Source organism: Burkholderia aenigmatica, from assembly GCF_902499175.1.
Lineage (GTDB): Bacteria > Pseudomonadota > Gammaproteobacteria > Burkholderiales > Burkholderiaceae > Burkholderia > Burkholderia aenigmatica.
In genome coordinates this window covers 1-24090 of the sequence record NZ_CABVQC010000018.1, presented here as the reverse complement: position 1 = coordinate 24090, position 24090 = coordinate 1, and the positions used below count along the sequence as shown (strand labels likewise).

Annotated in this window: 25 protein-coding genes; 17 read left to right on the top strand and 8 right to left on the bottom strand. The window is 67.1% G+C overall.

Annotated features, from left to right (window positions below; genetic code table 11):
- Positions 1-256 precede the first annotated feature (256 nt).
- Entirely contained in the window at positions 257-3010 is a 2754-nt protein-coding gene (gene polA, locus BDO18943_RS14950; protein ID WP_175022980.1) for a DNA polymerase I, read from the bottom strand.
- A gap of 1 nt (position 3011) precedes the next feature.
- On the opposite strand from polA, the gene BDO18943_RS14945 reads away from it, so the two are divergent.
- The 4 genes from BDO18943_RS14945 (at position 3012) to BDO18943_RS14930 (ending at position 6329) form a co-directional block, all read left to right on the top strand.
- Entirely contained in the window at positions 3012-3770 is a 759-nt protein-coding gene (locus BDO18943_RS14945; protein ID WP_122949165.1) for an LOG family protein, read from the top strand.
- 391 nt (positions 3771-4161) lie between these two features.
- Positions 4162-4458 carry a hypothetical protein gene (locus BDO18943_RS14940; protein ID WP_175022978.1) on the top strand — a complete coding sequence of 99 codons (297 nt, stop codon included), beginning with the start codon at positions 4162-4164 and terminating at the stop codon, positions 4456-4458.
- A gap of 168 nt (positions 4459-4626) precedes the next feature.
- Positions 4627-5619 carry a GlxA family transcriptional regulator gene (locus BDO18943_RS14935; RefSeq protein WP_175022975.1) on the top strand — a complete coding sequence of 331 codons (993 nt, stop codon included), beginning with the start codon at positions 4627-4629 and terminating at the stop codon, positions 5617-5619.
- A gap of 146 nt (positions 5620-5765) precedes the next feature.
- Complete coding sequence (locus tag BDO18943_RS14930; RefSeq protein WP_175022972.1) at positions 5766-6329, top strand: tautomerase family protein; 564 nt, start codon at positions 5766-5768, stop codon at positions 6327-6329.
- Positions 6330-6589: 260 nt separating this feature from the next.
- Here BDO18943_RS14930 and BDO18943_RS14925 read toward each other — a convergent pair whose 3' ends face one another.
- A complete protein-coding gene (locus BDO18943_RS14925) occupies positions 6590-7522 on the bottom strand; it encodes a LysR family transcriptional regulator (protein WP_175022970.1) in 933 nt (310 codons plus the stop codon).
- 165 nt (positions 7523-7687) lie between these two features.
- Between BDO18943_RS14925 and BDO18943_RS14920 the strand changes: the two genes are divergently transcribed.
- The 3 genes from BDO18943_RS14920 (at position 7688) to BDO18943_RS14910 (ending at position 10012) form a co-directional block, all read left to right on the top strand.
- Complete coding sequence (locus BDO18943_RS14920) at positions 7688-8146, top strand: cupin domain-containing protein (protein WP_175022968.1); 459 nt, start codon at positions 7688-7690, stop codon at positions 8144-8146.
- 64 nt (positions 8147-8210) lie between these two features.
- On the top strand, positions 8211-9014 hold the full coding sequence (locus BDO18943_RS14915) for an SDR family NAD(P)-dependent oxidoreductase (RefSeq protein WP_175022965.1): 804 nt from the start codon (positions 8211-8213) through the stop codon (positions 9012-9014).
- 26 nt (positions 9015-9040) lie between these two features.
- Positions 9041-10012 (top strand): aldo/keto reductase, encoded by a 972-nt coding sequence (locus BDO18943_RS14910; RefSeq protein ID WP_175022963.1) that lies wholly within the window; start codon positions 9041-9043, stop codon positions 10010-10012.
- A gap of 174 nt (positions 10013-10186) precedes the next feature.
- Here the strand turns inward: BDO18943_RS14910 and BDO18943_RS14905 are convergent, their stop codons facing one another.
- Positions 10187-11713: an AMP nucleosidase gene (locus BDO18943_RS14905; protein WP_060309694.1), complete on the bottom strand. Its 1527-nt coding sequence runs from the start codon at positions 11711-11713 to the stop codon at positions 10187-10189.
- A gap of 129 nt (positions 11714-11842) precedes the next feature.
- On the opposite strand from BDO18943_RS14905, the gene BDO18943_RS14900 reads away from it, so the two are divergent.
- From BDO18943_RS14900 to BDO18943_RS14880, 5 genes are all read left to right on the top strand, one after another.
- On the top strand, positions 11843-12238 hold the full coding sequence (locus BDO18943_RS14900; RefSeq protein ID WP_021160838.1) for a hypothetical protein: 396 nt from the start codon (positions 11843-11845) through the stop codon (positions 12236-12238).
- A 102-nt stretch (positions 12239-12340) separates the two neighbouring features.
- The gene (locus BDO18943_RS14895) at positions 12341-13339 is read left to right on the top strand and encodes a homoserine kinase (protein ID WP_089453423.1); all 999 of its coding nucleotides are present in this window, start codon (positions 12341-12343) and stop codon (positions 13337-13339) included.
- On the top strand, positions 13330-14139 hold the full coding sequence (locus tag BDO18943_RS14890; RefSeq protein WP_122949154.1) for a BPSS1780 family membrane protein: 810 nt from the start codon (positions 13330-13332) through the stop codon (positions 14137-14139). Before BDO18943_RS14895 ends, BDO18943_RS14890 begins: the two co-directional genes overlap by 10 nt.
- Before the next feature lie 185 nt (positions 14140-14324).
- A complete protein-coding gene (locus BDO18943_RS14885; RefSeq protein ID WP_089453424.1) occupies positions 14325-14777 on the top strand; it encodes a MarR family winged helix-turn-helix transcriptional regulator in 453 nt (150 codons plus the stop codon).
- Between the two features lie 157 nt (positions 14778-14934).
- Positions 14935-15354, top strand: a complete 420-nt coding sequence (locus BDO18943_RS14880) for an organic hydroperoxide resistance protein (RefSeq protein ID WP_011355825.1) — start codon at positions 14935-14937, stop codon at positions 15352-15354.
- A 113-nt stretch (positions 15355-15467) separates the two neighbouring features.
- Here BDO18943_RS14880 and BDO18943_RS14875 read toward each other — a convergent pair whose 3' ends face one another.
- Positions 15468-15644, bottom strand: coding sequence for a DUF3563 family protein (locus BDO18943_RS14875; RefSeq protein WP_080741415.1), 177 nt, complete (start codon positions 15642-15644; stop codon positions 15468-15470).
- Positions 15645-15725: 81 nt separating this feature from the next.
- Entirely contained in the window at positions 15726-16835 is a 1110-nt protein-coding gene (locus BDO18943_RS14870; protein ID WP_175022961.1) for an extracellular catalytic domain type 1 short-chain-length polyhydroxyalkanoate depolymerase, read from the bottom strand.
- A gap of 248 nt (positions 16836-17083) precedes the next feature.
- Between BDO18943_RS14870 and BDO18943_RS14865 the strand changes: the two genes are divergently transcribed.
- The 4 genes from BDO18943_RS14865 (at position 17084) to BDO18943_RS14850 (ending at position 20173) form a co-directional block, all read left to right on the top strand.
- Positions 17084-17782 carry a phosphatase PAP2 family protein gene (locus BDO18943_RS14865; RefSeq protein WP_089453426.1) on the top strand — a complete coding sequence of 233 codons (699 nt, stop codon included), beginning with the start codon at positions 17084-17086 and terminating at the stop codon, positions 17780-17782.
- 136 nt (positions 17783-17918) lie between these two features.
- On the top strand, positions 17919-18719 hold the full coding sequence (modA, locus tag BDO18943_RS14860) for a molybdate ABC transporter substrate-binding protein (protein ID WP_175022959.1): 801 nt from the start codon (positions 17919-17921) through the stop codon (positions 18717-18719).
- A 10-nt stretch (positions 18720-18729) separates the two neighbouring features.
- A complete protein-coding gene (gene modB, locus BDO18943_RS14855) occupies positions 18730-19407 on the top strand; it encodes a molybdate ABC transporter permease subunit (RefSeq protein ID WP_043177823.1) in 678 nt (225 codons plus the stop codon).
- A 64-nt stretch (positions 19408-19471) separates the two neighbouring features.
- Positions 19472-20173, top strand: a complete 702-nt coding sequence (locus BDO18943_RS14850; protein WP_175022957.1) for a sulfate/molybdate ABC transporter ATP-binding protein — start codon at positions 19472-19474, stop codon at positions 20171-20173.
- 167 nt (positions 20174-20340) lie between these two features.
- Here the strand turns inward: BDO18943_RS14850 and BDO18943_RS14845 are convergent, their stop codons facing one another.
- The 3 genes from BDO18943_RS14845 to BDO18943_RS14835 form a co-directional block, all read right to left on the bottom strand.
- Positions 20341-21177 carry a TOBE domain-containing protein gene (locus tag BDO18943_RS14845; RefSeq protein WP_175022955.1) on the bottom strand — a complete coding sequence of 279 codons (837 nt, stop codon included), beginning with the start codon at positions 21175-21177 and terminating at the stop codon, positions 20341-20343.
- Positions 21178-21225: 48 nt separating this feature from the next.
- A complete protein-coding gene (locus BDO18943_RS14840) occupies positions 21226-22863 on the bottom strand; it encodes a CHAD domain-containing protein (RefSeq protein ID WP_175022953.1) in 1638 nt (545 codons plus the stop codon).
- A gap of 126 nt (positions 22864-22989) precedes the next feature.
- Complete coding sequence (locus tag BDO18943_RS14835) at positions 22990-23373, bottom strand: tautomerase family protein (protein WP_043177833.1); 384 nt, start codon at positions 23371-23373, stop codon at positions 22990-22992.
- A gap of 115 nt (positions 23374-23488) precedes the next feature.
- Between BDO18943_RS14835 and BDO18943_RS14830 the strand changes: the two genes are divergently transcribed.
- On the top strand, positions 23489-24090 hold a 602-nt coding region (locus tag BDO18943_RS14830; RefSeq protein ID WP_174945197.1), incomplete at its 3' end, for a LysR family transcriptional regulator.

Sequence of the window (24090 nt, the reverse complement as noted above, 5' to 3'; positions counted from 1 at the left end):
CGATTCGAAACTGCTGCCGCCGGACAGTGCGAACGCGATGCATTCGCGCCACCCGGTGGATTAACCGGTTCGGACATCATCGATGTGCAGTTCGAAGCACTTCGATGCGTCCGCCCCCGGAACGCGGGGCGCGCCGCCCCCGCGTCAATGACATGCATTGTCCGGGAGCTTGCGCGTTGACCACAAGCAAACCATCTCGATATTCAGCATCCCTGCAACAATATGCCGCAGGAATCGGGAACCGCGCGGCGGTGCGTCAGTGTGCCTCTTCCCAGTTCGCGCCGGCACCCACTTCGGCAACGAGCGGCACCTTCAGCTTCGCCACGCCGCACATCATTTCCGGCAGTTTCTCGCGTACCAGCGACAGTTCGCCGTCGGGTACCTCGAGCACCAGTTCATCGTGCACCTGCATGATCATCCGCGAGGCAAGCTTGTCGCGGGTGAGCCAGTCGTCCACCGCGATCATCGACAGCTTGATCAGATCGGCCGCGGTGCCCTGCATCGGCGCATTGATCGCCGCACGCTCGGCCGCCTGGCGGCGCGGGCCGTTGCCGCCGTTGATCTCGGGCAGCCACAGGCGGCGACCGAAAACGGTTTCGACGTAGCCCTTCTCCTTCGCAACCGAGCGCGTGTCTTCCATGTACTGCGCAACGCCCGGATAACGGGCGAAATAACGGTCGATATAGAGCTTCGCCGCATCGCGCGTGATACCGAGGTTCGACGCGAGCCCGAACGCGCTCATCCCGTAGATGAGCCCGAAGTTGATCACTTTCGCGATCCGGCGCTGGTCGGAATTGACCTCCAGCGGCGTCACGCCGAACACTTCGGCGGCGGTCGCACGGTGGATGTCCTCGCCCTGCGAGAACGCGCGCAGCAGCGACGCATCGCCCGAGATGTGCGCCATGATCCGCAGTTCGATCTGCGAATAATCGGCCGACACGATCCGGTGGCCCGGCGACGCGATGAACGCCTCGCGGATCCGCCGGCCTTCGGCCGTGCGCACCGGAATGTTCTGAAGATTCGGATCGTTCGACGCCAGGCGGCCCGTGACCGCGACAGCCTGCGCGTAATTCGTGTGCACGCGGCCCGTCGACGGGTTCACCATGCGCGGCAGCTTGTCGGTATAGGTCGACTTCAGCTTCGACAGCCCGCGATGCTCGAGCAGCAGCTTCGGCAGCGGGTAGTCCTCGGCCAGCTTCTGCAGCACTTCTTCGTCGGTCGACGGCGCGCCGCTCGGCGTCTTTTTCACGACCGGCAACTGCAGCTTTGCGAAGAAGATCTGCCCGATCTGCTTCGGTGAGCCGAGATTGAATTCGCCGCCCGCCAGTTCGTACGCCTGCGCTTCGAGCTCGATCAGGCGCGTCGCGATTTCGGTGCTCTGCGCCTGCAGGCGCGCATCGTCGATCAGTACGCCCGTGCGCTCCATCTTGCGCAGCACGAGCGACACGGGCATCTCGATCTCGCGATACACGCGCTCGAGGCCCGGTTCGCGCGCCACCTGCGGATACAGCGCGTGATGCAGCTGCAGCGTGATGTCCGCATCCTCGGCCGCATATTCGGCGGCCTGCGTGAGCGCGACTTCGTCGAAACCGATCTGCTTCGCGCCCTTGCCGGCCACGTCTTCATACTTGATCGTCTTGACGCCCAGATGACGCAGCGCGAGGCTGTCCATGTCGTGCGTGCGGTGCGATTCGACCACGTACGATTCGAGCAGCGTGTCGTGCTCGATGCCGTTCAGTGCGATGTCGTAGTTCGCGAGCACCTGCGCGTCGTATTTCAGGTGCTGGCCGACCTTCTTCCGATCGGCCGATTCGAGCCACGGCTTCAGACGCGCGAGCACGTCGTCGAGCGGAAGCTGTTCGGGCATGTCGGGGCCGCGGTGCCCGACCGGCAGGTAGGCCGCCTTGCCCGGCTCGACCGAGAACGACAGGCCGACGAGCCGCGCGAGCATCGGGTCGAGCGAGGTCGTCTCGGTGTCGAACGCGGTCAGCGCGGCCGCGTCGATCTTCGCGAACCACGCGTCGAATTGCGCCCAGGTCTGGATCGTGTCGTATTCGCGGACGATGTCGGCCGCCACCACCGGCGCCGGCTCGCCTTCCGGCGCATCAGCGCCGCCACCTTCCGCCGGCGCGCTGTCGACTTCGCGCAGCCAGGTCTTGAAGCCGTAGCGCGCGAAGATGTCGCGCATCAGGTCGCGCGCTTCGCCGTCGGTCTTCAACGATGCTTCGATCGATTCGAGATGCGGCGTGAGATCGCAGGCCGTCTCGACGGTCACGAGCGTGCGGCCGAGCGGCAGGAAGTCGAGCGCACGGCGCAGGTTGTCGCCGACCACGCCCTTGATGTCGCCCGCATGCTCGATCACGCCGTCGAGGCTGTCGTACTGCGCCAGCCATTTCACCGCCGTCTTCGGCCCGCACTTCTCGACGCCCGGCACGTTGTCGACGGTGTCGCCGATCAATGCGAGGTAGTCGATGATGCGCTCGGGCGGCACGCCGAACTTCGCGATCACGCCGTCGCGGTCGAGCGTCTCGTTGGTCATCGTGTTGACGAGCGTGACGTGGTCGGTGACGAGCTGCGCGAGATCCTTGTCGCCGGTCGACACGATCACGTTCATCCCGTGCCGCTCGGCTTCGCGGGCGAGCGTGCCGATCACGTCGTCGGCCTCGACGCCTTCGACCATCAGCAGCGGCCAGCCGAGCGCGCGCACCGCACCGTGGATCGGTTCGACCTGCAATGCGAGGTCAGGCGGCATCGACGGACGGTTTGCCTTATAGTCGGCATAAAGGTCGTCACGGAACGTCTTGCCCTTTGCATCGAACACGCAAGCGCTATACTCTGCACTGACTTCCTTGCGCATACGGCGCAGCATGTTGATGATTCCGTAGAGCGCTCCGGTCGGCTCCCCGCCAGGGCCACGCAAATCAGGCATCGCATGGTAAGCCCGATACAGATAGCTCGAACCGTCAACCAATAGCAGGGTCTTACCTTCCAGATTTCGTTCTTCAGGCATTATGAACAAGAGAAAAGTGATTCCGAGTCTGCGTTCGCTCGCAGATCAAGAACGCGCGACGGCCAAGAAGGCGCGCGCATCGTGGCAGATGTTCACGATTATGGCAGAGTTTATCGAGGCGACCGAGTACCTGTCGGAGATCCGCCCGGCTGTCAGCATCTACGGTTCTGCCCGCCTCAAGCCCGATACGCCGCACTACAAGCTCGCCGCGCAGATCGCGCGCAAGCTGTCCGACGCCGGCTTCGCCGTGATCTCCGGCGGCGGCCCCGGCATCATGGAAGCCGCGAACAAGGGTGCGCACGCCGGCAAGGCGCCGTCGGTCGGCCTGAATATCGAGCTGCCGCACGAGCAGGCCGGCAACCACTACCAGGACATCTCGCTGCGCTTCCGCCACTTCTTCACGCGCAAGGTCACGTTCGTGAAGAATTCGGATGCGGTGATCGTGATGCCGGGCGGCTTCGGCACGCTCGACGAGCTGTCCGAAGTGCTCACGCTGATCCAGACGAAGAAGTCGCGCCTCGTGCCGATCATCCTCGTCGGCAGCGAGTTCTGGAAGGGGCTGCTGCAGTGGTTCCGCGATCAGCTGATCCCGATGGGCCTCATCAATCCGGAAGACATGGATCTGATGCAGGTGATCGACGATCCCGACCAGGTGCTCGACGCGGTGCTCGCGTTCTACGAGGACAGCGGCGAGGAAGAAGGTTCGGACGATGATGGCCATCCGCCGCGCCCCGAAGAAGACCGGATGTTCTATCTGTAACTCATCCGTGACGCCCGCCGGCCCGACGGCCGGCGTACTGCTCCCCGCGCGGCAGGCATGGCGATCCCGCCACCTGCCGCGTGTCACTTTGTAACGCGCCATTAATCGCGCTTGGTGCCCTCGCGCCGCCGAATGTCAAATCCGCGCAGCCGGTGCCGTGTGACGCACGCCACATCATCCGCACGTGCGGGCCGCCATTGTCAAATGACGCGCCCCGGCGCCCGTACCCCGCGCCTGCCGGCCGCCAATCCGCCGTAACAAACCCGCCTCGCCTTTTCCGTCGCGCGCCAGCACACTGCATGTGTCGGTGCGGCGTTCCCCCCGGTGGAACGGTCCCCCTCGCTTCCATCGCGTCGCGCCGGCCTCTTACAACGACATCACGGAAAAAAACATGCAACGCTCGCTGATCGCCCTTGCCTTCGCCGGCCTCGGCCTTTCGCTGTCCGGCCTCGCCCACGCCGTCAACGTCGACGTCAACATCGGCACACCCGCACCGGTCATCGTCGCGCCTGCGCCCGTCGTGGTCGCCCCGGCGCCCGCCGTGATCGTCGGCTGGCATGGCGACCGCTACTGGGACGGCCACCGCTACTGGGAACGTCGCGAGTGGGACGACCACCAGCGTCATCACGGTCACGACGATCGCGGCTATCACTGCCCGCCGGGACACGCGAAGAAGGGTGAGTGCTGAGCACCCAGCGCGACTGCTCGACGCACGCAAGGCCGCCCGTGCGCTTCGGCGCCGGGCGGCCTTTTGATTGTCGAGCGCCGGCCGCATGAATCGACGGCCTGACGACCGGCGGAATCGCTGGGCACCGGGTGGTAGTATCGCCGGTGTCCGAGGCCAATTCCGCCACTCATGCCGCTCATTCGAATCTGGGTTATCGACCAGGCCCTTGCATCCGGCGTCGCCGCGCCGACCGACATGTTCACGGCGGCCAACCATCTCGCAGCGACGACATCGCAGGGCCGCACGCGCGCACCGTTTCGCTGGCGCGTCGAATCGATCGACGGACGGCCGGTGCGCGGGACCTCCGGCCAGATCATCCCGGTCGATGGCGCGATCGACGGCGGCAGTCCTGCCGACGCGATCTGGCTGACCAGCCCGTTCGTCGCGGATCTCGAGCGGCTGCTCGATGGGCCCGCCTCACTCGCGCCACTGTTCGACGCGCTGCGCCGGCAACACGCGCGCGGCACGCTGATCGCGACGTACTGCACCGGCACATTCCTGCTCGCGGAGGCCGGCTTGCTCGACGGCCGCCTTGCCACGACGCACTGGTCGAAAGCATCGAGCTTCCGCGCCCGCTATCCGGACGTGGCGCTGCGTGCGTCGGACATCCTGACCGAGCAGGACGGCATACTGTGCGGCGGCGCCGTCACCTCGTACCAGAATCTCGCGCTGCGAGTCATCGACAAACTGGCGAATCCGCGCCTTGCCGCGTCGGTCGCCAGGCTCATGCTGATCGACATGAACCGCGTCTCGCAGGATTCGTTCATCGACCTCGACAGCATGGGTCATCGCGAGCACGACGATGCAACCATCGCGCGCGCCCAACGCTGGATGGAAAAGCACCTGCGGGAACCCTTCAGCCTCGCCCGTCTGAGCGATCACGTCGCGATGAGCGAACGCACGCTTCATCGCCGCTTCAGGGACGCCGTGGGTGCGCCGCCGCTCAAGTATCTGCAGACGCTCAGGATCGAAGTCGCGAAGCGGCTGCTCGCGGAAACGAAGCTCGCGATCGACACGGTTTGCGAGCGCGTCGGCTACGCGGACATCAGCGGCTTTCGGCAATTGTTCAAGCGCGAGACCGGCATCTCCCCCGGCGAATATCGCCGTCGCTTCACGCCCTGACCGCGCGCAACAGGCATCGGATGCGATGTCGGAAATGGCATCGTCGAATGGCAGTTTCGCCACTCTGCGCGTCAGCATGAGGTTCGTACACTGGGTTCACGTCGCCCCGCCTCGGAGCGACCTCTCCACCGAATCAGGACACCCTCATGCCGATGATCGACGTATACATTCCCGAAGGTGCGCTCGCACCGCATGCCGAAGCACAACTGATGGAAGAACTGACGGACACGCTGATCCGCCACGAGGGACTCGATCCCGACAATCCGCGCGTGCGCGACGTGACATGGATCTTCGTCCATCGGCCCGCGGCCGTGTATCGCGCCGGGGCTGTCGCGCCAGCACCCATTTACCGGATCGTGCCGACCGTGCCGGAAGGACAGTACACGGACGCCGCGCGTGCCGCGTTGATTGCAGACGTGACTGCCGCTGTGGCTCGTGCGGAAGGCGTGCCGGTCGACGCCATTGCGGCACGCGTGTGGGTGTTTCCGTCCGAAATCGACGACGGCTGCTGGGGCAGCCGCGGCGTCGTACGCCGCCTGCCGGACATCATGGCCTACTTCGGCGGCGCGCCGCTGCGGGAACTCGGGGAACAGCGGCTGGCGAACAAGCGGCGCATGGATGCGATCGCGATGCTCGAAGCCGCGCTCGCCGCGATGCGCGAGACGCATCAAGACCTGTCGCACGCTCGCAGCGCCGAGCCCGCGGACTGATGCTCGGCGAGCGCGTGCCGCCTCCCGGCGCCCGAACCCGGCGTCAGGCAATGCGGGCATCTGCGGCGCGTACAACCGCGCGGCGCCCTTGCCCGGCCGGCCGCCGGGGTGCGCGTTGTACGTGGTGACGTCGCACGGCCCGACGAACGCGCCGATCGTGGTCATGACGGCTGCCATTGCCTGCCGGGACGCGTGAACAAGCGCGAGCGCGGCGCAACGACACGCAGCCGCCCGGAGGCGCGTCCGCGATCAGGCGCGCGTCATGCCGGCGCGTCCGCAAACGAAAGCGGTGCCAGATCCGGATGCGCGCCAAGCCGGTCAGCGAGGAAATCCATCAGCAAGCGGCTCCTCCGCGGCAGGTGCATGCGCTGCGGCATGCACAGGTGCAGGCCGTAACGGCAGGTCATGTGCCGGGTCAGCAACGGCACGAGACGCCCCTCGCGAATGTGCGCGCTGACCGAATAGCCGAAGAACTGGCCGATCGCGGCACCGCTCAGCACCGTGTCGAGTTCCGCATCGATGTCGTTGGTCGCGATGAACGGGTCGATCTGTCGTGCATCGACACGGCCGTCGACCAGGAATTCCCACGGAAACGGCTTGCCCGTGCGTGGATACAGGAACGCGGTGCAACGATGATCGCGCAGCGCATCGATCGTCCGCGGCGCGCCGTGGCGACGCAGATACGCGGGCGCCGCGCAGACGATCAATTGCAGATCGGCGATGCGCCGTGCAACGAGCCCGCTATCGGGCAGATTGCCGGTCCGCACGGCGATGTCGATCCGCTGTTCGACGATGTCGGCCATGTCGTCGCTGACGATCAGTTCGGCCGTGACGCCCGGCTGACGGTCGCAGAATTCGCCGAGCAGCGGCGCGAGAAAGCGCCGGGCCAGCGAATACGGCGCCGCAACACGGATCGTGCCGGTCGCGTGCGCCTGATCGTCGTCGAGCATGCGCAGCGCGCTCTCCAGTTCCCCGACAGCACCGCGGCACTGTGCAAGCAGGCGTTCGCCCTCGAGCGTCAGCACGATTCCGCGCGTCGAGCGCTGAAGCAGCCGCACGTTCAGCAGCGCTTCGAGCGCAGCGACCTGCTTGCTGGCCGCTTGCGGCGTCATGCCCAGCTCGCGGGCACCCGCACTGATTCCGCCCGCGGCCGCGATACGGACGAATACCGTCAGCGCCTTCAACCGATCCATTCGCAGCTCCCGTCAAGCCCGGAACGCCCGGGCAATCGTCCATGGCATCGCAACGCCTGTCCAACCGGTTGAATCGGTTTCAACCGGTCGGGTGCTATTCGCACGGCACCCTGCTTCGCACAATGGTGCTGTCTTCGATCCCCCCGGGCCAGACGGCCCGCCACCATGAACACCCATTCATTTTCAGCCGTCTCGCGAACCGTCGTCGCGGCCGCATTGATCGTCGCTGGTTCGCCGCGCGTGACCGCACAGGAAACGGACGCGGGCAACCGCGTAGCCGAGACGGTGCTGCTGCAAACCACGCATGCATGGGACGGCTCGCGGTATCGCGCCTATCCGTCAGGACAACCGGAGATCACGGTCGTACGCTACACGATTCCACCGCACGCGGTATTGCCGTGGCATACGCATCCGTCGATCAACATCGGCTACGTGCTGTCGGGCCACTTGACCGCCGTGCGCCGCAGCGACGGCAAGCGGCTGGCGCTCGGCCCCGGCGACGTGGTGCCGGAAATGGTCGACGGCGCCCATCGCGGCGAAACGGGCGACGAGCGCGCCGAACTTATCGTGTTCTACGCCGGCACGCCCGGCACGCCCCTGACGGTGCCCGACCGCCAGGACTAAGCACTTCGACCATGCGCCGGCCCGTCGGCCAGCTCGCGTCCCTTTATATGGAGCCACTCCCGTCATGCCCGATTCACGAAGCTCGTCACCCTCCTCCGCCACGACTCGACCCCGGCTCGACGGACGCGTCGCGCTCGTCACCGGCGGCGGCACCGGCATCGGCCAGGCGGCCGCGCTCGCATTCGCGCGTGAAGGCGCCCAAGTCGTCGTGGCCGGGCGGCGCGCGGCGCCGCTCGACGAAACCGTGCGCGCGATTACCGAGCGCGGCGGCGAAGCCTTCGCGATAGCCATCGACATCGCCTCCGCCGATGGCGTGCGCGCGCTCGTCGACGCAACGATCGGACGCTACGGCGCCTTGCACGCGGCATTCAACAATGCAGGTACGGAAGGCACGTTCGCGCCGATCGTGGAACAGACCGAGGCCGACTTCGACAAGGTGATCGCCACCAATCTCAAGGGTACGTGGCTGTCGATCAAGTACGAAATGGAAGCAATGCTCGCGCACGGCGGCGGTGCGATCGTCAATACGTCGTCGTGGCTCGCGAAAGGCGCGCTTGCCGGCTCGTCGACCTATTCGGCCAGCAAGGGCGCGCTCGATGCGCTGGTGCGCGCGGTCGCGCTCGAAGGCGGCCCGCACGGCATCCGGATCAACAACGTGAACCCCGGCATCATCGATACGCCGATGGCGCGCCGTTTCGGCGACGACGACATGTTCCGCCCGTTCGCCGCATTCACGCCCGCACGGCGGATCGGCACGCCCGAAGACGTGGCCGACGCGGCCGTCTGGCTCTGCAGCGACGAAGCGCGCTTCGTAACGGGCGAATCGCTCCTGGTCGACGGCGGCTACACGATCGGCGGCATGCGCTGACCGGTGCCGGAACGGAGGAAGAACCGATGGAATACGTGAGACTGGGAAGGTCCGGGCTGAAGGTATCGAAGCTGTGCCTGGGCTGCATGACCTACGGCGATCCGTCATGGCGCCCCTGGGTCGCGACCGAGGAGGCGGCCCGTCCTTTCATCCGCTCGGCACTCGATGCGGGAGTGAATTTCTTCGACACCGCCGACATCTATTCGGGCGGCGAGAGCGAGCGCATTCTCGGGCGCGCGCTGCGCGATTTCGCGACGCGCGACGACGTGGTGATTGCAACCAAGGCGTTCTTTCCAACCGGCGACGGGCCGAATGCGCGCGGGCTGTCGCGCAAGCATCTGCTCACCAGCATCGATGCATCGCTGCAGCGCCTCGGGACGGATTACGTCGATCTCTACGTGATCCACCGGTTCGATCCGGACACGCCGATCGAAGAAACGCTCGATGCGCTCGATACCCTCGTGAGGAGCGGCAAGGTCCGCTACCTCGGCGCGTCGTCGATGCATGCATGGCAATTCATGAAGATGCTCGCGTTTCAGCGGCATCACGGACTCGCGGGATTCGTCTCGATGCAGAGCCAGTACAGCCTGATCTGCCGCGACGACGAGCGCGACATGCTGCCGCTTTGCATGGAAGAAGGGATGGCCTACACGCCGTGGTCCCCGCTCGGCCGCGGGCTACTGGCCGGCTCGCGCGATGCGGCGACGACGCGGGCCGCAACCGACCAGCAAATGGTGTCCTGGTACGACGGGCGCGACGCGGTCGCGGCGACCGTCGATGCGGTCAGGCAGGTGGCGCAGGCGCGCGGGGTGGCGCCTGCCCGGATCGCACTGGCATGGGCGCTGAGACGGCCAGGCATCACCGCGCCGATCGTCGGGTTGTCGAAGCCGCATCACCTGACCGACGCGCTCGCGGCACTCGACCTGAGACTCGACGATTGCGAGACCGAGTTGCTCGAGGCCGCATTCGACCGGACAGTCGAACCGGTGCAATGGTGATCACGGCGCCGGCGATCCGGTAGCGCCGGAGTTTCGAAGCCGCGTCGCTCATGACAGGTACGCGACCGCACGCTGCCAGTCCTCGAAATCGCATGCACCGTCACGCCGGCCAATGCGAGAAAACGGAAGATGCAAACCCCGACGGCGTCCCGCAGGGCCCGCCGGTGATAGCACTTACTGGAACGCCACTTCCGCGAAGCTGCGCAGCTTCCGACTATGCAGCTTGTCGAGCCCGTTCGTCCGCAGGATCTCCATCGCCTTCACGCCGATCTGCAGATGCTGGTCGACCTGCCCGCGATAGAACGTGTCGGCCATGCCCGGCAACTTGAGCTCGCCGTGCAGCGGCTTGTCCGACACGCACAGCAGCGTGCCGTACGGCACACGGAAGCGGAAACCGTTCGCGGCGATCGTCGCGCTTTCCATGTCGAGCGCGATCGCGCGGCTCTGCGACAAGCGCTGCACCGGTTCGCGATGATCGCGCAGCTCCCAGTTGCGGTTGTCGACGCTCGCGACCGTACCCGTACGCATCACGCGCTTCAGTTCGACGCCATCAAGCTGCGTGACGTCGGCCACCCCGCGTTCGAGCGCGAGCTGCACTTCGGCCAGCGCCGGAATCGGCACCCACAGCGGCAGGTCGGCGTCGAGCACGTGATCCTCGCGCACGTAGCCATGTGCGAGCACGTAGTCGCCCAGACGCTGCGTGTTGCGCAGCCCCGCGCAGTGACCGAGCATCACCCACGCATGCGGACGCAGCACCGCGATGTGATCGGTGATCGTCTTCGCATTCGACGGGCCGACACCGATGTTGACCATCGTGATCCCGCTGCCGTCCGCGCGCTTCAGGTGATACGCGGGCATCTGCGGTAGGCGCGGCGGCGCGGCGCCCTCGGCCGGCTCGCTGCCGAGGTTCGCGTTGTACGTGACGACATCGCCCGGCTCGACGAACGAGCTGTACTGGCTCCGGTACGCACGCACCTCGGGATCGTCGCTCTCCGTCATCACCGTGCGGCCCAGCTTCACGAACTCGTCGATGTAGAACTGGTAGTTCGTGTAGAGCACGTAGTTCTGGAAATGCGTGGGCGACGTCGCCGTGTAGTGGCGCAGCCGGTGCAGCGAGAAGTCGACGCGCGCGGCGGTGAACAGCGCAAGCGGATGCGGCTCGCCCGGCGCCGGCTCGAACGTGCCGTTGACGATGCGGTCGTCGAGATACGACAGGTCGGGCGTATCGAAGATGTCGCGCATCGCGAGCAGGCGGTCGCGGTCGAGCTCGCCCTCGAGATGGATGCCTTCCGGAAACGCAAAATGAATCGGAATCGGCTGCGACGACACGCCGATCTCGATCTTTACATGGTGGTTCTTCGCGAGCAGGCGCAGTTGCTCGCGATAGTAGTTCGCGAAGAGATCGGGGCGCGTGACCGTCGTCTCGAACACGCCGGGGCCTGCGACGAAACCGTACGAGCGGCGCGAATCGACATGCGTGTTGACGTCGGTGCGGATCCGCACGAACGGGTAGCACGCGCGCACGTGCTCGGTAATCGGTTCGTGGCGGCGATAGCGCGCGAAGGCGTCGCGCAGGAAGCCGGTGTTCGTGTCGTAAATGGCGGACAGCCGCGCGACGGCGGCGATCGGATCGTCGAAAGCCTCGACCGACGGGCTCTCGGGCGTCAGCACTCGGTGCCGGCGGCTCAAATCGTTCTTCATTTTGATTACCTCGTCTGATCCGACGACATTACCACGGAACCCGGTCGCCCTTATGGCTGCCCCTACGCACGCGAGGGCCGGATGCGGCGCAGTATTTGCTAAAATCGATGGGTTCACTGGAGACTCATCATGAAGCCGCTCATTCTCGTCGTCGCTGCCGCCGCGTTTGCCGCCGCCAGCGCCGCTTACGCCGCCGGCGGCACGCCTGACGCCGACGCGCAGGCACGGGCCGAGGCCAACGAGGCCGCCGGCCTGCCCGATCTCCGCAAAATCAACCGGCCGGGCGCCGAAGTCACGTCGAAAGTCGACTTCGCCGACATCCGCCGCACGCCGAGCTTCCACGAAAAGAGCAAGAACGGCACCGAAGTCACCGAGTACCGCGATCGCGGCAAACCGGTCGAGATCGACGTGAAGTCGAACTTCGGCACGCGCTACCAGATGAGCTCGACGCCCGACACGTCGCCGAAGCCGCACGACGCGGGCATCCCGATCACGCGCCTGCCGTCGCTGAACCTGCGCTACTGATTCCGTGGCGCGCCGCACCGAACGCCGCGCGCCACGTCCCCTTCACCTGTTGTCGCGACGTACGCCACCCGCGTGCCGACACCCTGACCTGACGCATCCCGCATGGCCGTTTTCACTGCTGTTTCCGACTCCGATCTCGCGCAATGGATGCGCCACTACGAACTGGGCGACGTGCTTGCGTTCCGCGGCATTCCGTCCGGTATCGAAAACAGCAATTTCTTCCTGACGACGACGCGCGGCGAGTACGTCCTCACGATCTTCGAAAAGCTGACGGCGGAACAACTGCCGTTCTACCTCGACCTGATGCGCCATCTGGCCGGCCACGGCGTGCCGGTGCCGGATCCGATCCCGCGCGACGACGGCGCGCTGTTCGGCATGCTGCACGGCAAGCCGGCCGCGATCGTCACGAAGCTCGACGGCTCGGCCGAACTCGCGCCGGGGGTCGAACACTGCATCGAAGTCGGGCAGATGCTCGCGCGCCTGCACCTCGCCGGCCGCGACTATCCGCGCCACCAGCCGAATCTGCGCAGCCTGCCGTGGTGGCAGGAGAACGTGCCGGCGATCGTGCCGTTCATCACGGATGAGCAGCGCGCGCTGCTGGAAGGCGAACTCGCGCACCAGGCCAGCTTCTTCGCGTCGGACGACTACGCGGCGCTGCCGGCCGGACCGTGCCATTGCGACCTGTTCCGCGACAACGTGCTGTTCGCGCACGCGGCGCCCGGCACCGGCCACGACGTGCGGCTCGGCGGCTTCTTCGACTTCTATTTCGCGGGCTGTGACAAGTGGCTGTTCGACGTCGCGGTCACGGTCAACGACTGGTGCGTCGACCTCGCGACCGGCGTGCTCGACGTCGCGCGCGCCGACGCGCTGCTGCGCGCGTACCAGACGGTGCGACCGTTCACGGCCGAGGAGCGCCGCCACTGGAGCGACATGCTGCGCGCGGGCGCGTACCGCTTCTGGGTGTCGCGCCTGTACGACTTCCACCTGCCGCGCGCGGCCGAGATGCTCAAGCCGCACGACCCCGGCCATTTCGAACGCATCCTGCGCGAGCGTATCGCGCATACGCCCGCGCTTCCCGAGATCCAAACCGCATGCAACTGATCGAAGTGCCCGCCAAAACGGGCTATGTCTGGTTCCGTCAAGGCGTCTGGCTGTTCCGCCGGAACCCGCTCGCGTTCATCACGCTGTTCTTCACGTACCTGCTGGCGATCACGCTGATATCGATGGTGCCCGTGATCGGCTCCGCGCTGCCGCTGGTGTTCATTCCCGGCGTCGCGGTCGGCTTCATGGCCGCGTGCCGCGACACGGTGGCCGGCAAGCCCGTGATGCCGACGATCCTCGTCGACGGCTTCCGCTCGTACGGCACCGTCGCGACCCAGCGGCTGCTCGTGCTCGGCGTGATCTACGTCGCGTCGATGGTGCTCGTGTTCGCCGCTTCGTCGTTCGTCGACGGCGGCGCGCTGTTCCACGTGATGATGGGCGCGGCGGACGAAGCCAGCACGACGCCGGAGGCGCTCGCCGCGCAAGGCACGCTCGGCGCGCTGTTCTTCGCGACGCTGCTGTACCTGCCGGTCGCGATGCTGTTCTGGTTTGCGCCGGTGCTGGTCGCGTGGCATGACGTCCCGCCCGCCAAGGCGCTGTTCTTCAGCGTCGTCAGCTGCTGGCGCAATCGCGGCGCATTCGTCGTGTACGGCGTGCTGTGGTTCGGCGTCGCGCTCGGCACGTCGCTCGCGCTGTCGCTGCTGCTGCAGGCGCTCGGCGCCGGCGCCTATGCGCTGACGATCATGATGCCGGTGACGATCATCATCGTCACGATGCTGTACTGCTCGTTCTACGCGACCTATCGCGGCTGCTTCGGCGTACAGGAGCCGGGCGCGACGACGACCACGTCGGGCCGCTGAAGTCTTTCCGGCCGGCGCGCGTCGCCGGCCTGCCGTTCTCCGCGCCGGGTTGCCTCCCGGCGCCCCCCTTCCCCCGCCTCCGTCAGCCACCGCCGCTCGCCGGCTGCCCCCTGTTCATCCCGATCTTTTGCGCGCAAAATAATTTGCGTACAAATTGTTCGCGCGTTCGCCGCGCCTCCCGAATCATGGACCGCCTGCCCCCGCTGCCCCAGACGCTCGACGCGCAACTCTGCTTCGCGCTCTACTCGACTTCGCACGCGATGACGAAGGCGTACAAGCCGCTGCTCGACAAGCTGTCGCTGACCTATCCCCAATATCTCGCGATGCTCGTACTGTGGGAGCGCGACGACATCGCCGTGAAGGACATCGCCGCGCGACTGGACCTCGATCCGGCCACGGTCACGCCGCTGCTGAAGCGGCTGGAAGCGCTCGGTTACGTCGAGCGCGTGCGCAGCGCGGCCGACGAACGCGTCGTGAACGTGCGGGTGACGCCGGAAGGCCGTGCGCTGAAGGATCGCGCGCGCTCGGTACCCGCCGATCTCTTTTGCGCGATGCAGCAATCCCCCGAGTTCCTGATCAGGCTGCGCGCCGATCTCCAGCAGTTGCGCGACGCGCTGTCGGCCGCCAACGAACGCTGACAGGCGAAGCCCCCGCGAACCGGCCCGGTACCGCCGGGCTTTTTCTTCAAAATTTCATTTGCACGCTAATGATTTGTGTTCTATATTTTCCTCGTGGCCGGCGACATCCCATTCGACCGGGCCGCTTTTCCTCCCTTTTCCAGACAGGAGCTGCACGATGAACATTCTGTACAAGACCAGCGCCACGAGCACGGGTGGCCGCGACGGCCGCGCGGTATCCGCTGACAACAAGCTGGAAGTGAAGCTGGCCGCGCCGCGCGAACTCGGCGGCACGGGCGCGGAAGGCACGAATCCGGAGCAACTGTTTGCCGCAGGTTACTCGGCCTGTTTCCTGAGCGCGATGAAATTCGTCGCCGGCCAGGACAAGAAGGCACTGCCGGCCGACACGCAGGTCACGGCGGAAGTAGGCATCGGCCCGAACGACGCGGGCGGCTTCGGGCTCGACGTCGAACTGCGCGTGTCGCTGCCGGGTTTCGACAAGGCCGACGCGCAGGCGCTGGTCGAAAAGGCGCACCACGTGTGCCCGTATTCGAACGCGACGCGTAACAACGTGCCGGTTCGCCTGACGGTCGTCTGACGCAATACGAGACCAGGAATACAAAAAGGGCGCGTGCGGCATGTAGCCGCACGCGCCCTTTTCTGCTGCGTGACTCGCCGGAGCGGCGGACCTGATTGCCCGCCCTGCGCTGCTTAGCGCGAACCGAACGAATACGGGCGGTTCATCGCCGCTTCGCGGTCGATCTTGCGCATACGGAATTCGAGATCGTAGATGTCGGTCGCATCAGCCAGATACGCCTCGGCGCGCTCTTTCGAGGCCGTTTCAGCGTTCTTGGTCAGCATCAGGAAGAGGTGGCTCAGCAGGTACATGGTTGATCTCGCAATCCAAAGGTTCTTTGACTAGGGTTTTCCCGAATTATAGGGAAAACCCTAGTCATTGACCAGCGTCGATCAACCGATGCGTCGTTCGGTCGCCACAGTGCGGCGATTCGCTTCGAAAAAGGCCCAGATCATTGCACTCGCATCGGGACCGACCGCTGCATGAAACGGCACGGCTTCATCGCCGCCGGCCCACGCGTGATCGAGCCCTTTCACATGGCAGAGCCGCACGACCGGCTCGCCGTCGCGGCAGACATCGGTGATCTGCGCACCCGCTTCGCGCGTCTCGACCCGCTCGCCGCCGCGCAGTGCACCGCGGGCATCGGCGAGCCCGTTCAGGCGCATGAACTGCACCGTGAGTTGATCGGCATTCTTCGGTGCGACGACATGGTCGCCGTCGCCCTGGACGATCAGCGCGGGCATGCCTGGATAAGCGGCGGCATCGACCAGCGCATCGACGGCCGCGGCCGGGTTCTGCCGCACGCCGCGCCGCATCACGTCCATCGCCGTGATGCCCGAACTCGCCTCGCCGAGCGCCGGGCCCGAATGCAGCGCCACCGCCGCAAAACGCTCCGGATGATGCAGTGCAAGCAGCGCCGCAAGGCCCGCGCCGGCCGACAGCCCCGCGACATAGACGCGCGACGCGTCGAAACCGTGTTCGTCGACGAGCGCGTCGACAAGCGAGGCGACCGCGTTCGCCTCGCCGCGCCCCGCGCGGTCGGTGTCTTCATACCAGTGCCAGCAGCCGTGCGCGTGCGCGCGCAGCGACTGCTCCGGATACAGCACCGCGAAGCCGTGCTTGTCGGCCAGCAGGTTCATCCGCGTGCCCTGCACGAATTCGTCGACGGACTGCTGGCAGCCGTGCAGCATCACGACGAGCGGCATCGCGCCACGCCGGCGGCCGGGCGGCACGTAGAGGCCGTACGCGAGATTCTGGACGAGGCGCCCGAGCGCGGGCGCCATCGGATGTTCGCCGCGCGTCCACTCGCCGGCCGCCCATGCGGCCGCGCGCGGCCGCACGCGCGATTCACGCGGCGGGGACAGATCGGATACGGCGGCAGTGGCCGCCGCTTCGAGTGCGTCGCGTGTGATGCGCTGCGCATCGCGCGCCGCGCGCTTGGCGGCCGGAGACAGCATGCGTTTCATGCCGCCCAGCCACACCTTGGTCAGACTTTTGGTCATCGATCGGGCTCGCAGTCAGGAAAAATAGGGGCACCACAGCGGATGCATCGTTCGTCTTTGTGCAATGCACCATAACATTGTTTCTGGGATTTTTCCTGCACGCGGATAGTTCCCGGCCGCGCAAAAAACGGGGCTCATGCGCACGCGGCGCTATACTGGGGTTTCGCCGCTTGTATCCGTTGTAGTCGTTCTTTCCGGCTCGCGCGTTGATTTAAGCATCTTCCCCGCCTTCGTTCGTCCCCTTCCCGATGTTCGACCTGTCGTCTCACCTGTGGATCATGATCACCGCGTTCGGCGGCGCCGGCCTGACCTTGCCGCTCGCGATCACGATCGCCGTCTGGCTCGCGCTCGGCTACTCGTGGCAGCGCGCGGCCGCGTGGCTCGGCGTGCTCGCGGCCGCGATCGGCGTGGTCGCGCTCACGAAGATCGCGTTCCTCGGCTGGGGGATCGGCATCCGCAAGTGGGATTTCACGGGGTTCAGCGGCCATGCGATGCTGTCGACGTCGGTCTATCCGGTCGCGATTTTCCTGGCGCTGATCCGCACGCGCACGCCGCTGCGGATCGCCGGCATCGCGCTCGGGCTCGCGGCCGGCGTCGCGGTCGGCGTGTCGCGCGTCGCGCTCGACGCGCATTCGCCGTCCGAATCGATCACCGGCTGTATCGTCGGCGCGATCGCCGCGCTCGCGTTCATCGCCGGTTCGTGGCGCGCAGTGCCGCACCGCTGGTCGGTGCCCGCGGTCGTCGCGAGCCTCGCGCTCGTCACCGTGGCGCTGCACGGCATCACGGTGCCGTCGCATCGCTGGGTCACCAAGGTGGCGCTGCAGCTGTCGGGCCACGAGCGCCCGTTCGTCCGCGCGCGCTGGAAGGCCAACCCGAACTACCGCCCGGCATCGCAGCCGTCGTCGCTGCAGCGCACCCAATCGTCGCCGCAAACGCTCCGTACGTGACCGGCCGCCCGGCCGTCACGCTCGCCCCTTTTCACGTCTGACCATTACATGCGCACCGTCGCATGTGCGGTATGTCGAGCGTTATAACCCACCCTATATTACGATTACGGTTTCCACCCATACAAACGAACTCGCCATGCGCTCAACCGTCCGCCCGCTTCGCCGCACCCTGCTTCGCCTGCTGCCGATCGCCACGCTTGCCGCTGCCGGTATCGCGTTCAGCGCGCCCGCTTCCGCCGCCGACGAACTCGTCGTGTCGGCCGCCGCCAGCCTGACGAACGCGTTCAAGGCCGTCGGCGATGCGTACGAGAAGCAGCACCCGGATACCAAGGTGCTGTTCAACTTCGGCGCGTCGGACGTGCTGATGCAGCAGATCGCGAAGGGCGCGCCGGCCGACGTGTTCGCATCGGCCGACCAGAAGGCGATGGATCGGGCCGTCGACGAAAAGGTGATCGTGCCCGGCACGCGTCGCGATTTCGCGGCGAACTCGCTCGTGCTGATCGTGCCGGCGGACAGCAAGGCCGCCGCGCCGACGTCGCTGAACGACCTGACGGCACCCGGCGTGAAGCGCATCGCGTACGGCGACCCGGCGTCGGTGCCGGTCGGCCGCTACACGGAAGGCGCACTGCGCGCGGCCGGCGTGTGGGATGCCGTCAGCGCGAAGGGCGTGCTGGCCGCCAACGTGCGCCAGAGCCTCGACTATGTCGCGCGCGGCGAAGTCGACGCAGGCTTCGTGTTCGGTACCGACGCCGCGATCATGCCTGGCCGCGTGAAGGTTGCGCTGACGGTGCCGACGAAGACGGTCATCACCTATCCGATCGCCGTGGTCAAGGACAGCCGCCACGCCGTGCAGGCGCAGTCGTTCATCGACTTCGTCGCGTCGCCGCAGGGCCAGGCCGTGCTGTCGACGTTCGGCTTCAAGCCCGCGGGCAAGTGAGCGTAGCGCGATGCAAGACGCCTGGGTACCGCTGCTGCTGTCGTTGAAGGTTGCCGGCTGGGCGACCGCGCTCGACATCGTGCTCGGCGTCGCGGCCGCGTTCATGCTCGCGCGCTGGCGCTCGCCGCTGCGCGACGTCGTCGATTCCGTGCTGACGCTGCCGCTCGTGCTGCCGCCGACGGTACTCGGCTATTACCTGCTCGTGCTGCTCGGCCGGCGCGGCGTGTTCGGCGCGTGGCTCGACCAGCTCGGCATCGAACTCGTCTTCACGTGGCAAGGCGCGGTGATCGCGTCGATGGTCGTCGCGTTTCCGCTGATCCTGAAGTCGGCGCGCGCCGCGTTCGAAGGCGTCGATCCGCACCTCGAACGCGCGGCACGCACGCTCGGGCTCGGCGAAGCGGCGGTGTTCTTCCGCGTGACTTTGCCGCTCGCCACGCGCGGCATTCTCGCGGGCGCGCTGCTCGCGTTCGCACGCGCGCTTGGCGAGTTCGGTGCGACGCTGATGATCGCGGGCAACCTGCCCGGCCGCACGCAGACGCTGTCGGTCGCGATCTACGCGGCCGTGCAGGCCGGTGACGACAGCACGGCCAACTTTCTCGTGCTGGTGACGTCGATCACCTGCGTGCTCGTGCTGCTCGCGACCGGCTGGCTCGTGCCGTCGCGTGCGCGGCGGAGTCAACTGACATGAAGTACGTGTCTCGTCCGTACCGCCAGCTTCGCTCGGCAGCCGAATGGCTTCGGCGGAGGCCCGCATGAGCCTCGTCGTCGACATCCGCAAGACCTACGCGAACGCCGAGCGCCGCTTTTCGCTCGACATGTCGTTCACGGCGACGACACAGCGTGTCGTGCTGTTCGGGCCGTCCGGCGCGGGCAAAAGCATGACGCTGCAGGCGATCGCCGGCCTGCTGTCCCCCGACGAAGGCACGATCGTGCTGAACGGCGAACCGCTGTTCGACGCCGCGCGCCGTATCGACGTGCCGACCCGCGAACGCCGTGTCGCGTACCTGTTCCAGGACTACGCGCTGTTCCCGCATCTGAACGTGCGCCAGAACATCGCGTTCGGGCTCACGTCGGGACTGCGCAACCCGCGCGCGAAAACGATGCCGCCGGAAGTCGCGTACTGGCTGCAGGCGTTCGATCTCGAAACGCTCGCGGGGCAGTATCCGTCGCAACTGTCGGGCGGGCAGAAACAGCGCGTCGCGCTGGCGCGCGCACTGGTCGCGCAGCCGCGGATCCTGCTGCTCGACGAACCGTTCGCGGCGCTCGACGGCGCGATGCGCCAGCGCATGCGTCACGAGCTCGCCGAGCTGCAGGCGCGGCTCGATATCCCGATGGTGCTGATCTCGCACGATCCCGACGACGTCGCCGCGTTCGGCGACCAGGTCGTGCAGTTGAGCGAAGGACGCGTGCAGGCGGCTCCGCCGCACGCCGAGTGGCCGACGCGCGTCGCGTGAGCGCGCGAGGCTGTGGTCGTGGTAGGCAGGTTGGAGCCTGAGAGAAGCCGCGCGTAGCGGCATATGCTGAAAGCGGAAACGAAGCCGGTGCCGTGCAGGCGCTGTGCGATGCCGGCTTCGCCCCGCCCGTCACACGATCGTCGAAGCGCGCCGCCCGGCCTGCTGCGTCAGCCCGTCACCGCGAGAATCACGCTCGACGCCTTGAACAGCGCGATCGCCGGCCGGCCCGCATCGAGCTGCAGTGCATCGACGCTGTCGTTGGTCACGACGGCCGTCAGCGTCCCGCCGCCGTCGAGCGCGAGCGTCACCTCGCTGTTCACCGCGCCCGTCGCGACGGTTTCCACGCGGCCGCGCAACTGGTTCCGCGCGGACACCTTCAGTTCGGGCTCGCCATCGTCGACCGCGAGCACGACCCACGACGCCTTCACCAGCGCGCAGGCGTCCGCGCCAATCTGCAGGCCGAGCGCGTCGGCGCTCTCGTGCGTCAGCACCGCAACGATCGGCTGTCCTCCGGGCAGCGTGAGCGTGACCTCGTCGTTGACGGTGCCCCGCACGATCGATGCGACCTTGCCGAACAACTGGTTGCGCGCGCTGGTCTTCATCCCGATCCGGCCGATCAGCGCCCAGTCGACGTCGAACCCGGCCACGGCCGCGCTCGCGGCCTCGATGAAACGGCGGTGCTCGCGCTCGATCGTGCGAAACGCGGCGATCAGCGATGTCGCGCGCGGCGTCAGCGTCGTACCGCCGCCGCCCTTGCCGCCCGTCGAACGCGCGACGAGCGGTTCGCCGGCGAGATTGTTCATCGTGTCGACGGCATCCCACGCAGCCTTGTAGCTGAGGCCGACGGCCTTCGCCGCGCGCGTGATCGAACCGGTATCGCCGATCGCCGCAAGCAGCGCGATGCGCGTGGCGCCGCCGAGCGTCTGCTCGCCGGCGCGCAGCCACAGCTCGCCGCCCAGTTCGAGCGGTTCGGCGGACGGGGAAGGATGCGGTGCGTCGGTCATCGGGATGGGTGCGGGAATCGGGCGGCCATTATAGTCAGCGCGTGCCGCTCAACCGGGCTTGCCGTCGAGCTTCGGCGGCCGCAGGCTGGCCAGCAGCGTCTCGGCATCGCGCGCCGCGCGCTGCTCGAGCGCCGCGCCGTAGCCGCGCACGAATCCGAGCTGGTACGGCGGCGCCGCGAGTTTTTCGAGATGATGCAGCGCGACCATCGTGTCGTTCGCTTCGCCGAGCACGCTCTGCACGCGCGTGAGCGTCTTGACCGTCTCGGTGCGGGTGCGGCGCGACGCCAGCGACGCGAAGAATTCGAGCGCATAGCGCAGCCGTTTCGCATCGATCCGCACCTGATGACGGGCGGCCGTGTCGAGCGACGTGAGCGACGGCGACGCGTACAGATGACCGAACAGCCGCCGCACACGCTTCGTCGCGTGGCGCCGCAGCGAAGGTGCGTCGCCGGCTTCGGCCGGCGGCAGCGCCAGCGAGCTCAGCCATTCGAGCCAGCCGAGCGTCAGCCTCGCGTAGCGGGCCGAATGCAGCGCCTGCCGCAACTCGACCCGCGCGGCCGCGCACTGCGCCCGCGCGGCGTCGAGCGTGCCGTTCCACTCGCCGTCGCCGCCGTCGGCCGCGATCAGCGCGGGCAGGCTTTCGGTCGCGAACACGTCCCAGTCGCGCACCGTGCCGAGCAGCGCCGCAAGCCAGCGCAGGTCGACGCCGAGCGTGTCGCGCCACTGGCGGTCGGCAAAGAGCGGGAAGAAGCGCATCAGCGTGCGCAGGCGGCGTAGCGCGACACGCATCTGGTGTACGAATTCCGGATCGTCATGCTCGAGCACACCGCCTTCGTTGCCGAGCCATTGCGCGGTGATGTCGCCGGACAGCGCGAACAGCGCGGCGCGCTGCGTGCGCACGCCGGTCAGATCGACGAGCCGCGCCTTGACGGGCCCGCCGGCGGCCGGCTCGGCCGCACATGCGCGATCGATCACGCTCGTCAGTTGCACGAATGCGGGCCATGCGCCGCTCAGTTCGCGCGCCGCGGCAAACAGCGCATGCAGCGCGGCCGTGCGCGCGGGCAGGGTTTCCCAGTCGGGCGCCGTGAGACGCAGCTCGACGAAGCGGCGCGGCGGCTCGCTACCGCGATGCAGCGTGACGTCGTCGAGCGTCATCTCGACCACGACACCGCTGTCGTCGGCCCACCGCCCGCGCCGCCGTTCGCTGACGAGGCGCAGCGCCGACGATTCCGGCTGGGTACCGGCCTCCTCCGCGCGCCCGGTCGTATCCGGCGCGGCGCCGTCGACTTCGCCCGTCACTGCGCCGGCCTCGGCCGCGACGGCCGCCTCGGGCACGGGTAACGGCATCGAGACGGCGATGCCCGCGTGCTCCGCGTCGAACAGTTCACGCTCCGTGACACCCGGCGCAAACGCCTTCGTGCGCGACGCGACGACCCGCCTGCCATGCGCATTCGACTCGACCCACGTCCACCAGCTCGCGCCGGGACTCAGCTCGGCCTCCTCGATCTGGCACGGCTCGATCGTCACGCGCTCATGGCCGCGGCGCATCCTGACCTGAGGGCAGATCCGCCACGCGCGCACGAGTTCGGCGCCGAAATCACGCTGCGCGCCGCGAGCGCGACTTCCAGCCTCGACCGGCCACCCTTCCAGCGACAGCGACAACACGATTTCCAGCACACGCGACATGGAAGCTCCTGCACATGAAGAATCGCCGGCGCATCGATCGCGCCGGCGTCACTCGTGAAGCTGCTTCCATAGTACACGTCGCCATAACTCGCAGGCGACGATCTGGCCCTGTCGCGCTGTCGCAGATCAAACGGCGTATTGTGCGAGGCCGTTGCCGAACGACCAGTCCTCCTTCAGTACCTCGACAAGACTGATGAATACGTCCTGCTGCCGCACGCCGGGCTGCTGCGCGAGGTTGTCCGCGATCGCCCGGTACAGCGCCCGCTTCTGCTCGAGCGTGCGCGTGTTGTTCGCGGTGATCTGGACCATCACGAGATCGTCGCTGCGTTCGATATCGAGGTAGTGGCGACCGAACACGAAGTTCTCGGCCGCATGCTCGGTGACGACCATGAAGATGTCGTCCTCGGGCACGTTGAATGTGTGCATCAGCGCGCGATGCACGCCGTCGACAAGCGCCGCGCGGTAGGCGGCCGGCTTGCCTTCGCGGACTGCGATACGGGTGAATGGCATGGTCCTGCTCCTGTCGGTGAAGTTGACGTTGAAGAACGGAAACGCAGCGTCAGGTTAGGCTCGCCGAACTATAATGAACAGTCATCGATGAATATTTCATCTATTTACATCTGAAATGAAAGTCCTCGACCTCGATGCCGTCCGCGCGTTCGTGCTGGTCGCCGATCTCGCCAGTTTCACGCGCGCCGCCGATGCGCTCGGCACCACGCAGTCGGCCGTCAGCCTGAAGCTGAAGCGGCTGGAAGCGCACCTCGGCAAGCCGCTGCTAGCGCGCACGCCGCGCGTCGTCAAGCTGGCCGCCGACGGCGAGAATTTCCTGCCGGCCGCCCGCGCGTTGCTCGACGCGCACGACCACGCGCTCGGCGCGATCTCGGCCGGCACGCACCGGCTGTCGCTCGGCGTCAGCGAGCATGTCGCGGTGCCCGACCTGCCGGCCGTGCTCACGAGCCTGCATCGGCAGGACCCGGGGTTGTCGCTGGAAATGCATCTCGGCACGTCGACGAACCTGCTCGCGCAATACGACGAACGCCGGTTCGATGCGGTGATCGTGCGGCACGAGCCGGGTGAAGACCCGCCGCGCGAAGACGGCACGCTGCTGTTTTCCGAACCGCTGGCCTGGCTCGCCGCGCCGGACTGGGTGCCGCGCGCGGGAGAACCGCTGCCGCTCGCGGTGCTGGCCGGCCCGTGCGGCGTGCGGGCCGCCGCGCTGCGCGCGCT